Consider the following 12,574-nt stretch of genomic DNA (forward strand, 5'->3'; position numbering starts at 1 on the left):
ACCAAGCCGGTCGACACTGGCACCAACCGCCAGGACGTCACGTATGCATCCAGCCAGAGTGAACGCAACCCCAGTTCAAATCGAATGCCGGGAGGTGTCCATTGTCCTGGCTTGACCGGCGCGAGGGATGGAGCCCTCAGGCTGAGGACGCGCGCGACGAGGCGGCGGTCGACTACGCGCGGGTCATCCATTCCGCCTCGTTCCGGCGGCTGCAGGGCAAGACGCAGATCCTTAACCTTGGCGATGGCGACTTCTACCGCACGCGGTTGACCCACTCGATCGAGGTCGCCCAGATCGCCGGCGGCATCGCGCGGCAGCTCCAAAAGGATTTCCCCGAGCATTCCGCGCAGCCCTCGATCCCCGACCTGAGCCTGATCCAGGCGATCGGCGCGACACACGATCTCGGACACCCACCCTTCGGCCACGGCGGCGAGGTCGCCCTCAACTACTGCATGCGCGACGCGGGCGGGTTTGAGGGGAACGGCCAGACGCTGCGCATAGTCGCTAGGCTGGAACGCTTCTCCACCGACGCCGGCGCGAACCTGACCCGTCGCACGCTCCTCGGCGTGCTCAAGTATCCCGCCGCCTTCTCGGTCGTCGCCAGCACCGATCAGGACATGAAGCCACGGCTGGCCACCGGCACCACCGCCGTGCACTTGATCGACCGGAAGGCGTCGAAGCCGCCGAAGTGCTATCTCGACGCCGAGGCCGACGTCGTCGACTGGATGCTCAGGACGCTGGGCGATGCGGACCGAGATCGCTTCGTCCGCTGGAAGGCCGTCGACGGCGGGCACGGCAAGACGCTCCACAAGTCGTTCGACTGCACGATCATGGACGTCGCCGACGACATCGCGTTCGGCGTGCACGACCTCGAGGACGCGCTCGCGCTGAGGCTGATGGACGAGAGGGACATCTGCGCCCTGGTGCCCGAGGAGGACTGCGCCTGCTTCCTCGACGGGCTGAAGGAGCGCTATCCGCAGGAGTTCGCGAACAACGTGTACGAAGGATTTGTCCAGGCGCTCTGCGGCGAGCCCGGGCGCCGCAAGCGGTTCGTAAACCGCATGGTCCACCACCTCATCACGCACTGCCGCATCGAGACCGATGATGCCTTCGTGGAACCGCTGCTGCGCTATGGCGTGGCGCTGCCGGCGCCGCAGCGCCGGTTTCTCGACGCCCTTAAGACCGCCGTCGCCAAGCGCGTGATCAAGAGCGCGTCGGTTCAGCATCTCGAATTCAAGGGCCAGAACATGGTGGTGGCCGTGTTCGAGGCGCTGTCCTCCGATCCGAAGTCGCTGCTGCCCGAGTCGACGCTGGAGCGTTATCTCGCCTCCAGCGACCCGGTCCGGGTCATCTGCGACCATATCGCCGGCATGACCGACGCTTTCCTGCTGAAGACCTACGAGCGGCTGTTTAGCCCGCGGATGGGCTCGGTGTTCGACCGCATCTGATCGCGCTAGACACGGCGCGGCATGGCGGCCAACGCGCACGGGTCGGCAAAACGGCACGAACCAGGGGGGCGAAGGCCGCACCACTGAAGGATCGGGGAGATGTTCGACCAAGCGCGACGGATGCGCCGAGGACAATGCGACCCCATATGTCCGTCATGGACACACTCAAGGTATGGCACGACGGCGCGTGCCCGCTGTGCCGGACGGAGATCGCGGCGATGCGACGCCTCGACGCACGCGGCGCGATACGCTTCGTGGACGCCGCGACCGCGGAGTAGAGCGACTGCCCGATCACAGGCGTGAATTCCTGACTCGATTCCACGCCATGGAGAACGGCGAGCTGCTGTCCGGCGCCGCTGCGTTCGCGGCCATGTGGCGGGCCATACCACTCTTGCGGCCGCTCAGGCTGCTCGCGCGCCGTCCGATCGTGCTCGCGATCCTCGAGCGTGCCTACATCCGCTTCCTGAAGCTGCGGCGGGGCCTACGGCGCCTCGCCGCAAGGCGTCGCCGGCATGAGGCCGGTACCGGATCCCGCCGGCCCCGGACAGGAGAGCGTCTGGAGCTACCCGCGTCCGGCCATCGCGCAGGCCACAGGCGCGCGCATCGTGACCGAGCATCGAGGTCGCGTCGTCGCTGGCACCCGCCGCGCGGTCCAGACGCTCGAGACCAGCCATTCGCCGAGTTACTACATCCCCCCTGCCGACATCGCGCCCGACGTGCTTCGCCGTGCCGACGGCAGCTCCTTCTGCGAGTGGAAGGGCGCGGCGATATCCTGGGACGTCGTCGTGCGCGGCGTCGTGCTGCCCCGCGTGGGCTGGAGCTAACCGAAACCGACCGCGCCGTTCGCGGTGCTGCGCGACCACGTCGCGTTCTATGACGCGCCGTTCGACCGCTGCAGCGTGGACGGCGAGACGGTGGTACCGCAACCGGGCGAGTTCTACGGCGGCTGGATCACCTCGAAGGTGGCGGGTCCGTTCAAAGGGATTCCGGGAAGCCGCGGCTGATGAACGCGTGATCGACGCGGTCGGACTGGCGGCGCGGCGCTTGCCGAAGTTCGCACTCGATTGGACGAACCGCTTTCCGGCCCCGGCCAGCGGGCGAGGACGCGAACACCGTTTCTCAACCGGCCGCGCGTATCCCTGCGGTCGTGAACGCGCTGACACCGATCGTCGCGGCGACACCGCCATCGCATCTGGACGCGGCGTGCGTGCGGCTCAACCAGTGGCGTGGCCAGATGGTCGAGAACTTCGCACGCTCGGAGCAGGCCGTGACGGAGACGCTCGCGCTGCTCAACGACACCGCCCCGCAGGGCAGGGGAGTGAAACTCCCGCACCTGGTCGGCCAGCGATACGGTCGCCTGATCGCGTTGCTCTCGTCGGATGCGACGCCGTCCGGGCACACCAAGGTGTCGCTCGCCGCGCTGCAGAAGTTTCGCGAGCACGACGCATTGCGTACCATGCTCTGCCACGGCGTGACCAAGGCCGCAGTGGACCGCGGCGGCGAATGGGTAGCGCTGATGACGCTCACCAGCTTCAAGGCCAACGCGGTGACGATCGACCGCATGACCCTGCTCGAAGCCGAGGGAGGTGCACTCCTCGGCCAAGTCGTCGACTACCGCAGACGAGTCTGCGCCGCGCTCGGGCAGGTCCGCCGCGAGGCGAGGGTGCCGAAGTAGCTCACAGCGCGGCCGCCCGCTGCGCATCAGCGAAGCTCCGTGCCCAGCATAGGCCGTTGACGAGCTCCATCTGTGCGATCGTGTTGCACGGTATCTCGAGCAGCCGCGGGTTGGCGTAGATCACGGCCAGGCAGCGGGCGCGGCTGATCGCCACATTCAGGCGGTTGCGGCTGTAGAGGAAGTCGATGTTGCGCGGCAGGTCCTCGCCGCTCGACGTCGCCATCGAGACCAGCACGACAGCCGCCTCCTGACCCTGGAACTTGTCGACGGTGCCAACCCGCGCGCCGTCCGGCAGCGCGCGCTTCAGCAGCTCGACCTGCATGTTGTAGGGGCTGACGACGAGGATGTCGTCGACGCCGATCCGCCGCTCCTGACCGTGCCGGTCGCGCCACATGCCGCCAAGCAGGGCGCGATACGTCCGGTCCAGCCGCTCGGCCTCGGGGCGCGAGCGCTGCGTGCAGCCGACGCTCGCCACGTCCACGAAGCGCAGGCCGGCAGTGGCGATCGCCTCGGGGTCTGCCGCCGGATCGACGAGCACGGCCTGCACCTCCATGCCCGGCGCGGAGCGCAGTCGACCCTCGTAGATGGCGGCGGACACGAAAGCGCAGAGGTCCGGGTGCATGCGCCGGGTCTCGGCGAGAAACACGCCGCGGTCGGCCGGGACGGTGGGCTGATCCTCGAGGATGTGCAGGAGCGCCGACACCCCGCTGCCACCCGGATGCGTGCCCTGAATCGGCTGCGCGAGCTGCATCTGGTCGCCGATCAGGACGATGTTGCGCGCCGCCACGCCCATCGCGACGACGTTGGCCAACCCGACCTGTCCCGCCTCGTCGACGAAGAGATAATCGAAGGCGCGGTCGTGCTCCTCGCGCGCGAACAGCCAGGCCGTCCCCGCGACCAGCTGGTGCCCCGTCGTCACGGCCTTGTTGTCGAAGGTCTCCTGGATCCACCGGCCGGTGCCGAGGATCTGGTGCTCGTAGCTGTTCTTCTTGATGCCGCTGAACGCCAGACCGTTGGCGGCGGCGAGCGCCTCGACCTCACCGAGCAGCTGGTTGATCGCCTTGTGGCCGTTCGACGCGATGCCGACCCGCTTGCCCTCGGCGAGCAGCGCCACGATTGCGTGCGAGGCCGTGTAGGTCTTCCCCGCGCCCGGCGGCCCCTGGATCAGCAGATGGCTGTCGCGCAGCGCCAGCAGCGCCGCGATGGTCGACGCGAGATCCTGGCCATCCACCACCGGCGCGCCCGGCGCATGGCCCTCGATCGACGGCTTGTCGCGGCGCAGGATCGACAGCACCGCGGCATAGCGGCCGAGATCGCCGTCGCGGATGGATTCAGCGAACCGGTACACGGCGGCGCGCAGGGGCTTGTCGCCGACCGGTCCGGACGGGATCAGCGCGGTGCCGTCGACGATGGCGCTGCGGCTGGGCCCGAGCTTGAGCTCGATGATCAGCCCGTCCTCGTCGATCGCGACGACGTCGCCGGCAGGCTCCAACGTGCCGGCGCGCTTCGGGCTGTCACCGATCTTCAGCTTGAAGTCCTGCGCCGGGAACCGGAACGTGTGGATGAGGGACCGCTTCTCGGGACGGGGCGGCACGTCGGGATGGGCGGTGAGGCCGGCTAGGCATTCCGCGTCCTCAAGCAATTCGGCATGCGGCAGGTCCTGGCGCGAGAAAACCGACCACCAGCCGGGCTTGCTCTCGCGGCGGTGGAACTCGAGCAGGTCCACGAGCAGCCGCCGCCATCCCTCGGTGGCGTGGTCGCCCGCGAGCAGCGCGGCGGACATCGCCGCCACCCTCTCCTCCGCCTCGGTGCGGTCCTCGGCGGCGCCCCGCGCGTCGTCCTCGGGCGCCCAGACGCTCCACGGCGCGTCCGGCACCCTCATGCCGACGAGCCAGTCGCGGCAGCTGAGCGTCGAACTGCAGTCCACGCGGTTGTACTCGCCGATGTCGGCCAGCAGCTGGTCGCCGCCGATTCGCCGCCAGCGCTCGTAGATCACGATGCTGTCGCCGGCGTTGGTCACCTCGCCGCCGCGGGCCGCGCCGAGGTAGAACTTCTCCATGTTCTTGATCGAGTAGGCCGGCTCCGACGTTCGGATCGCCTCGCGCACGACGCGGTAGAGGTCGACCAGCCGATGCTGGCGCAGGAAGTCGTCGACCGCGCCCTCGCGCGTCCCGTGGAGCATCGCGAGCCGCTTGAGCGCGGTCTCCTCGTAGGATGCGTAGTGGTAGATGTGGGCGCCCGGAAAACGCTGAATGCGATCGACCATGAAGTCGACGGCGCGCTGGAAGGCCACCTTCTCCCCCTCTCGGTCATGCGCCCAAAACTCGTGGAAGCGCTCCTCGCCACCGTCGACCGTGACGATGCCGAACAGATACTCGAGGCCGCCCTCGAACAGCGGGTCGCCCTCCATGTCGAAGAACATGTCGCCCGCGTCGGGTTTCGGCAGCCGGGCCAGGCCACGGCCCGGCTCGGCATCGAGCAGCTCGACGACGCGCTCCCCGGTCGCGCGCTGGTGGGCCTGGAGACGGGCCTGCTCGCGCAGCCGCGTCAGTGGCTCGGACCGCACACCGTCGACGCGCGCGTCCATCGGCATCGCGGCGAGCGCGATCAGGTCGGGGACGCCGGCGGCGCGGAGCGCGTCCGCCTGTCCACGGGTCATGCCGGCGACCAGGCTGAGGTGGCTGGCCGCGTCCCATTCCGCCTTGCACGCCTCCGCCCAGCGGCAAAACAAGCAGTGCCCGCAGGGTGTGCCGGCCGAGACCCCGACCGCCGCGCCGGCGAAGCCGAGGAACCGCTGCTGGGCGAAGCGGAAGTAGTGGAGCACGGCGTCCACCCGGACGCTCGCGACGGTGCCGTCACCCAGCACGACGTGCATCGTCTCGGGCGCGACCCCCTGCTCACGCTCGAGGATGTCGCAGTACACGCACATCTGCAGAATGTGCTTCGGCTTGGCCGAGCGGGCGAGCTTGGTGTCGGCGACCTCGTATGCGTGATCGCCGAGCCTGGAGGGCCGATCGACCTTCAGCAGGAAGTCGGAGTATCCGAGCCAGGGCATGTCGAGGAACGCGCCCTGGTAGATCACGTCCGCGCCATCACGAAGCGCCGCCCGCGTGCGCTCGGCGCGGCCCTCAATCCCGCCCTCGCCGTCGATCTCGACGACCGTCCGGCCCTCGGCACGGAGCCGCGCGAGATAGGCGCGCTCGTGCTCCATCCCCTTCTCCTGCAGCAGCCTGGCCTGCTCCCCGTCGGGCGCCAGCTCGACCGGGTGGTCGAGCTGACGGAGGTCGAGCGCGGTCGCGTGCGTGCAACCCATGAAGTTCACTAGATCGCTTGCCGAGAATAGCGTGGTCCCGTCGAGCCGCTGCATGTTCTTCCTCCTGTTGACGCCGACGACAGGCCCCCCCCGGCCGTTCGCACCGTTCATACTAGCCCGGATGGCCGTGCCGCCAAGCGAAAGCCTCCATCTGTCAGTCCCTTGGCCACAGCGCCGACAGCCACCGCCGCGCGGCGGCGAACGCTCCTGACGCCCCGTCCTTGGGCGTCGAAACCTCGCCGGCGGCCGGCATCTGCCCGGCCGGCACCGTCGCGGGCTCAGCCGCCCCGACCTCGTGCGCTTCATGCGACTCGCGCCGTCGTCGGTCGCGGCGGCGCCCCGCGGCGACCTCCTCCTCGGACCAGTCGGAGGCCCAGCGCACCCGCCCGCGGTCGACCACGTAGTGCGACCGGCACGGCAGGCTCCAACTGCCCACGGACGGCCACACCGAGATGTCCTCGCCATCGTAGGTGAAGTGCCAGTCGAGCGGCGTCAGCGGCAGCGACACCTCCTCGCCGCAGCCGCACGCGCACAGGTGGAGCATGGAGCGATGCTCCAGCGAGACATAGAAGAAGCCGGGCTCGAGTGGCTCCGGCATCTCCTCGACGAAGCGCGGCTCGAGCCGGGCGACGCTCACGCCGCCTCTCCGGGGCGATCCTCGTTCAGCAGGTGGTTGCCGTCGAGGGTGTAGAGAGAGAAGTGCTCGCGCTCGAGATCGACGTAGAACCCGCGGAGGCGCTTCCAGCGCATGACGGCGAGCCCGGCGTTGACCATGTTGAGATCAGCCACCTGGATGTTGCGGGCGTACAGGTCGTCGAGTCCGGCGCCCTGCAGCGGTATCCGGCCCTTCGAGCGTACCTGCTCGCGCATCCCCGGCGTGCTCGTCGTCACCCGCAGCTGGCCGACGAGCGCGCCGTCGACGAGGTGGAGACCCATGCCCACGTCGATGAAGGGCAGGTCGAGACGCTCGAGCTCGGCGATGATGGCGGCCTTGGCGTCGCCATCGTCTAGGCAGAGGAACACGAACGTCGCGCCCGCGAGCAGGCCGAGGTTGTCCGGCTCGAGCCTGACGGCGTGGGGCACGACGTTGCGGTGCATCCGCGAGTAGATCGCCGCCAGATAGCCGACCTTGGTGGGGCGGACGTGCAGTTCGTCGAGCGAGGCGGCGCCCGGCGCGCGGAAGGCGTTGTGCTGCAGGAAGTCGTCGCCATCGAACAGGTCGATGCGGTCGACGGGAGTCTTGGCGACCTGGTCCAGCACGTACGAGCCGGTGCCGCCGAGCCCAACAATCGCGACCCGTTCGCCCACCAGCCGCTGCGCCACCTCGCCGATGCCGGCGCGGGACGTGGCGGTGTCGAGATAGACGAACGGCGAGCCCGGATCGTCGTTGGCGACCACGCGGCGCGTGCGCGCCGTCGCCTCCGGCTCAATCGCGGCGGCCTCGTTCGCGAGGATCGCAGCGTAGGTCGACATCTTCTCGTGGTAGTCGGCGTAGTAGCCGACCGCCGGCTTGCTCGAGAACATGTGGTCGACGGCGAGCCCACCGCCCAGCACCTGCCGCGCGCTCGAGTTGATGATCCGCGACAGCGGCACCCCTCGCGAGTCGCAGGGCGTGAGCCCCGCGAACATCGCGACGTGGGTGTCCGGACGCTGGGTCCGCTCGCCCGCCAGCGTCAGCGTCGAGACAAGCGACCCGCGCGCCACGGTTCCCGCCGGGGTGACGTAGGGAACATTGCCCACGACCAGATGGCCGGCGACGACGGCCACCTCGTATCCATCCTCCTGCAGGCGCAGGAGGTCGGGACTACGACTTATCAGTTGCTGTGACATGGAACGTCATCCCCTCGATCACGTGGACGGACTGGCCGGGGACGAGCGATCCCTCGGGGCGGGGCGGCGGGCCCTTGCGGTAGCTGACCGTGAACGCGACCTGCGCTCCCGTCGGAGGCGCCGGGAAGGCCAGCGCCACGAGCTGCTCGAAGCTGATCGTGCCGGGCTTCACCTCGCGGCGGCGGGCGTTGACAAGGATCGAGATCGTCGCAGGGGCGGCCTTACGCGAACGAACGCGCTCGACGCCGCCGCCGGAAAGACGGACCATTGCCCCGCGGGCGATCGGCCGGTCGCCGTCGGAGTCGAGGATCAGCTCGTGGTCGTCCGCGATACGGGCGATCGACCGGATGTCCGTCTCGGAGATCGCGTCCGCACCCCACTCCCAGCCGCGTTCGTCGACCTCGAGCGTGTTGACGTGATCGCTGTCGAAGGAGCGGAACACCGGCCGCAGGCCCCCCGAAAGCGTGACCGGTTCCTCCAGACCGACGGACTGTGCAAGGCCACCGTCGGTGCGGATGAGCACGAACGCGCTAGCAGGCACCAGGCCGGCCGCGACGCGGACCGCGCGTCCATCGACCCTCTCGTCATCGGTGACCAGCGCCGACCCGTCGACTTCGTATTCAATCAGTTTAGACATCACCAATCTCCCTCCAGCACGACCCGGGACGATTCGGAGCTGGACTGATTACGGCTTTCGGTCCCGATGCGGACTATCTACGGTTGGACCATATTGGATTGCAAGTCCGAATTTGGACTATTTGAGCGTCGGCGTCTTTTTCGCGCTTCCAGGCAGTGGTGGATGGGCCACATTCAAAAGCGCCTGAGCCAGCTGAATGAGTCTGTGATCATCCTGCTACCCCGCTTGCCTTCTACGGTGCGGTCGAGACGTTGGAGGGAGCGCCAGTGGACGGCGCGGTCATTGTCGAGTTCCCGAGTATCGCTGCCGCCAAGGCGGCCTATGAGAGCCCGCTTTATCAGGAAGCGCTAAAGCACCGGCTGAAAGGGGCCGAATACAGGGTATTCATCATCGAGGGCATGGCCGCCTGAAAGCAGGAATGGCGCTGCTGGTCGCTTCCTCTCGGTGTCACAACCGTCCAGTTGTGACACCAACACGCAAACGTCCGTTTTCCGCGAGGTTCGCGGTGTCAGAAGTCCGCGTCAGATCGCCTGCGCGAGGAATGACCGGCCATCTGGTGCAGGCGCACCATCTGCACTCATTTCGTACCTGCCGAGATGAACAAGCGTCCGCTTCCGGGAAGTGGAAAGATGCCTCTGAACGACTGGAAGTGGGTCTGGTCAGCGGGGAACAGTGTCCAAGCGGACTTAGCTACCGCAGCTGGCTGTCTATGCTAGCCCGCCTCAGCCGCCGATCGCCTCGACCCGCTTCAGGAAGACAGAAAATTCCTGAAGAACCTGGATGTCACTTTCGTCTAAGCCGTCCGGGTCGAAGTGCATCACTTGGTTGCGGATGGCGCGGATCCGATCGAGCTGCTCGCAGAACGCCGCGCGGTCGATCCGTACGCCGAGGCGTCTCCAGTTCGCTGGCTTACGCAGCAAGAAGACGTATTCGCCGAAAGTGAGGTCCGCGACCGAGTGGACCTCGTGCGTGCTGCCGGGATCGCGGGCTGCGACTAGCTCCGGGACCGTGAAGGTCTGTCCGATCATATTGCGCACATGCGTTTCGATCTCGCTCAGCAGGAGAAACGGCTCTGAGAGCGCGCGGAACTGAAGGCTAAGGTCGGCGGCGGTTACTATGCCCGCGATCCGCCGCTCGCGGTCGCGTACCAGCACGAAATCGTGCTGTACGATTGCTTGGATCGCGTCAAAAATCGACGCATCGCCGTCGAGCACTACTGGCGTGGCCGCGTAGTCGGCGATCCGCCCGCCGGGCTCGCCCAGCACCGAGCGCATCGCGATCGAGGACCAAGTCACGACGCCTTTCACCTCCCGTTCGCCCACCATTACTGGCAACTGGCTGAAGTCATTGAGCATCATCGTCGTGACCGCCTGCTCGAGGCTCGCGTCAGGCGTGACTGAGACGACCGGCTTGTTAGCCGCTTGGAAGCGGCTTAGTCGGTAGCCCGCTTCGCGGTGCTCCCAAGTGGGTTCTGGTTCCGGTTCCGCTTGCACTGCGTCTGACGCGTGCAGCGCCACTCCTCCGGCCGTCGCGATGGAGCTGCCCGCGGCGTGCCCCTCCGCCTCAACGACGCCAACTAAGTGGAAGGCGATTAATCCGTCGATCCACGGCTCCTCGAAGTCAGGCACCGTAGAGAGCTGAAGCGACTCCAGATCTTCGCGGATGCGTGCGACAATCGAGATGCCGCGACGCTTCGCATCGAACCAAGATAGAAACTCGCGCACGGTGACCGGATTGACAGCCCGTCCCTCGCGGAGCGTGTCGCGGATGGTGGTCAGTTCGGTCGGCGGCACGTCGTCCCTCCAAATAGCGGCTCCCGCCACGGGCTGCTCGCGGCCGGGCTTTTGCCGGCTACTCCAACTCTGTCACTGCAACCGTTCGCGGTCGATGCCTAGTTGGAGAGGTGAGCAGGCAAGCAGCGAAAGTTTTACGTCCACCCTGGATGAACGAGTGGCGGGAGCTGGGAGCGAGCCGTTGGCTCTGTAATGACCGCATGTGGGTCGCTTACGTCAGACATTATGTTCTCCTGAGCGGTATTGGCGATGCTTATCCCGCACGAATGACCGCGCGTCGCCCGAGCCCGGGCTGGGGATTTTTGAATAGGTCGGCGGCGTTCGTCCGGATGGTCACATCGGTTCAGCCCATGCGCGACATCGCAGTGCTAAGCAGATGGCAGGACCGGAACGTTGGCGGCGCTGCGGGCCGCGGCGCCGCCAATTATGCTTCGAAACTTAATGACCGACAACCCTAGGCCCAGCCGAGGCATTAATGGCGCGGCCGTCGCCGCTGGTGCCGCGAGCTGCGGCAACCAGCCCGTCAAGCCATTCCTGGTGACCGTTGAGCATGGGATTCGGCACGGTCGTCGCCAAGTCCTTGGCCGGCGCACCGTTCTGCGTCTCCTGCGTCAGGATGCGGACACGGTCGCCCTGCAGGTCCTCGATCAACCAGGCGTGGTGGACGTCCAGGCGGCCATCCCCTTCGCCGCCCCATCCGTGCCAACCAACCCGGCCGGGCTGGCCGCCCACCGGGGCGACGTACTCCACCACCTCGGCGTTGATCAGGAAGCCGAACGTATCAAAGGAGAAGCGGCGGCCGAGTGTGAGCGCCGGGCCATCGCCGTTAGGGAAGCGCACGTTGGCGCTGTTGGCATAGTAGCTCGGCCAGCGCGTCGGCTCGGTGAGGAATGGCCAAATCTCGGCGGCGGTCAGGCCGGCGACGATTGCTTCGTTAGAGGCGAAATTGTCGGCGTAGCCGGGGAGGTAACTTTCCGGCCATTCGATCGCGTTCATCATCGTATATGTTTCCTTTGTGTTGCGAATTTCGTTGTTGGTCGTTGCCGCCGGGGTCGGCGGGTGACGCGGGGGGGGGAAAAGCCCTCGCCCGATTAGGCCCCCTGCGTCCTGGCGACCTCCAACGCACTGATCCCCTCCAAAGCCAGCCCGTACCCGACACCCTCGTCGATGATGCGGCGGAGCTTCTGCGTGAGGCAGATGCGAGCGTAGCTGGTGGTCAGGTTGGGCAGCGCGGCGAGCGTTTCCGCGATCTCGTGGGCTCGCGGCAGGAGCGCCTCCCGCGGCAAGACCTCGTTGACGGCGCCCCACTCCTTCGCGGTGGCGGCATCGAGCTCCTGCCGCGTCAGGATGAAGTATCTGCCCCTCACGCTGCCGATGACCTCCGGCCACATGAGGTTCACGCCGTCACCGGCCGTCACCCCCATCCCGAGGTGCGGCTTGTCCTGGAAGACCGTCTCGGGGGTCGCCAGGACGATGTCGGTGAGGAGCACGTATTCGGAATGGACTCTCGTCGGCCCGTTGACCGCCGAGATCATCGGCACCTCGATGTCGAGGATGTTCATGAGGACCTTCCGGCCCTCGCGGAAGATCTTGTTGTAGCCCTGGGGGGAGAAATCGATGCCGTCCGGCGAGAACTCTTCCATGAAGGCGTCGCCGGTGCCGGTAAGAATGACGACCCGGTTATCCTGATCCTGCCCGACGTCGTGGAAGAGGTCCACGAACTGCTTGTGCGTGTGCCCGTTGAAGACCAGGCTGTTACCATCGGTATGGAGCGCTATCTCGAGCACGCCACTATCCGATCGCGTCAGCCGGGCATTCGGAAATCCGTCCCGGTAATTGCTGAAGTTCGTCATGCCCGGCTCATTCCATCCGTAATGC

The 12,574-nt window shown here is 67.2% G+C and carries 10 protein-coding genes and 3 pseudogenes; 6 read left to right on the forward strand and 7 right to left on the reverse strand.

Translation table 11 applies throughout. The features are described 5' to 3' along the window. Positions 1-101 precede the first annotated feature (101 nt). From FHY50_RS01310 to FHY50_RS01325, 5 genes and pseudogenes are all read left to right on the forward strand, one after another. On the forward strand, positions 102-1,448 hold the full coding sequence (locus FHY50_RS01310; protein ID WP_140046608.1) for an anti-phage deoxyguanosine triphosphatase: 1,347 nt from the start codon (positions 102-104) through the stop codon (positions 1,446-1,448). Between the two features lie 146 nt (positions 1,449-1,594). Continuing rightward, positions 1,595-1,726, forward strand: coding sequence for a DCC1-like thiol-disulfide oxidoreductase family protein (locus FHY50_RS14500; RefSeq protein WP_337250262.1), 132 nt, complete (start codon positions 1,595-1,597; stop codon positions 1,724-1,726). A 47-nt stretch (positions 1,727-1,773) separates the two neighbouring features. Further along, positions 1,774-1,872, forward strand: a pseudogene (locus tag FHY50_RS14515) (DUF393 domain-containing protein); the annotation flags it as partial. 88 nt (positions 1,873-1,960) lie between these two features. Continuing rightward, positions 1,961-2,452, forward strand: a pseudogene (locus tag FHY50_RS01320) (DUF427 domain-containing protein). Positions 2,453-2,595: 143 nt separating this feature from the next. Continuing rightward, positions 2,596-3,123: a hypothetical protein gene (locus FHY50_RS01325; protein ID WP_140046609.1), complete on the forward strand. Its 528-nt coding sequence runs from the start codon at positions 2,596-2,598 to the stop codon at positions 3,121-3,123. 1 nt (position 3,124) lies between these two features. Here the strand turns inward: FHY50_RS01325 and FHY50_RS01330 are convergent, their stop codons facing one another. From FHY50_RS01330 to FHY50_RS01345, 4 genes are all read right to left on the reverse strand, one after another. Continuing rightward, positions 3,125-6,490, reverse strand: coding sequence for a TM0106 family RecB-like putative nuclease (locus tag FHY50_RS01330; RefSeq protein ID WP_140046610.1), 3,366 nt, complete (start codon positions 6,488-6,490; stop codon positions 3,125-3,127). Positions 6,491-6,590: 100 nt separating this feature from the next. Then, positions 6,591-7,073, reverse strand: coding sequence for a ubiquitination-like system serine protease family protein (locus FHY50_RS01335; RefSeq protein WP_140046611.1), 483 nt, complete (start codon positions 7,071-7,073; stop codon positions 6,591-6,593). Then, a complete protein-coding gene (locus FHY50_RS01340; protein ID WP_140046612.1) occupies positions 7,070-8,266 on the reverse strand; it encodes a ThiF family adenylyltransferase in 1,197 nt (398 codons plus the stop codon). Before FHY50_RS01340 ends, FHY50_RS01335 begins: the two co-directional genes overlap by 4 nt. Continuing rightward, on the reverse strand, positions 8,241-8,903 hold the full coding sequence (locus tag FHY50_RS01345; RefSeq protein WP_140046613.1) for a multiubiquitin domain-containing protein: 663 nt from the start codon (positions 8,901-8,903) through the stop codon (positions 8,241-8,243). Before FHY50_RS01345 ends, FHY50_RS01340 begins: the two co-directional genes overlap by 26 nt. Positions 8,904-9,124: 221 nt before the next feature. On the opposite strand from FHY50_RS01345, the pseudogene FHY50_RS01350 reads away from it, so the two are divergent. Beyond that, positions 9,125-9,313, forward strand: a pseudogene (locus tag FHY50_RS01350) (DUF1330 domain-containing protein); the annotation flags it as partial. Positions 9,314-9,625: 312 nt separating this feature from the next. Here FHY50_RS01350 and FHY50_RS14275 read toward each other — a convergent pair. The 3 genes from FHY50_RS14275 to FHY50_RS01365 all read right to left on the reverse strand — a co-directional run bounded on the left by FHY50_RS14275 (position 9,626) and on the right by FHY50_RS01365 (position 12,549). Further along, complete coding sequence (locus tag FHY50_RS14275; protein WP_166745468.1) at positions 9,626-10,696, reverse strand: CBS domain-containing protein; 1,071 nt, start codon at positions 10,694-10,696, stop codon at positions 9,626-9,628. Positions 10,697-11,134: 438 nt separating this feature from the next. Then, positions 11,135-11,695: an SRPBCC family protein gene (locus tag FHY50_RS01360; RefSeq protein ID WP_243846666.1), complete on the reverse strand. Its 561-nt coding sequence runs from the start codon at positions 11,693-11,695 to the stop codon at positions 11,135-11,137. A 92-nt stretch (positions 11,696-11,787) separates the two neighbouring features. Continuing rightward, positions 11,788-12,549, reverse strand: coding sequence for an enoyl-CoA hydratase/isomerase family protein (locus FHY50_RS01365; protein ID WP_140046615.1), 762 nt, complete (start codon positions 12,547-12,549; stop codon positions 11,788-11,790). Positions 12,550-12,574 lie beyond the last annotated feature (25 nt).

Source organism: Sphingomonas japonica, assembly GCF_006346325.1.
Taxonomy (GTDB): Bacteria; Pseudomonadota; Alphaproteobacteria; order Sphingomonadales; family Sphingomonadaceae; genus Sphingomonas; species Sphingomonas japonica.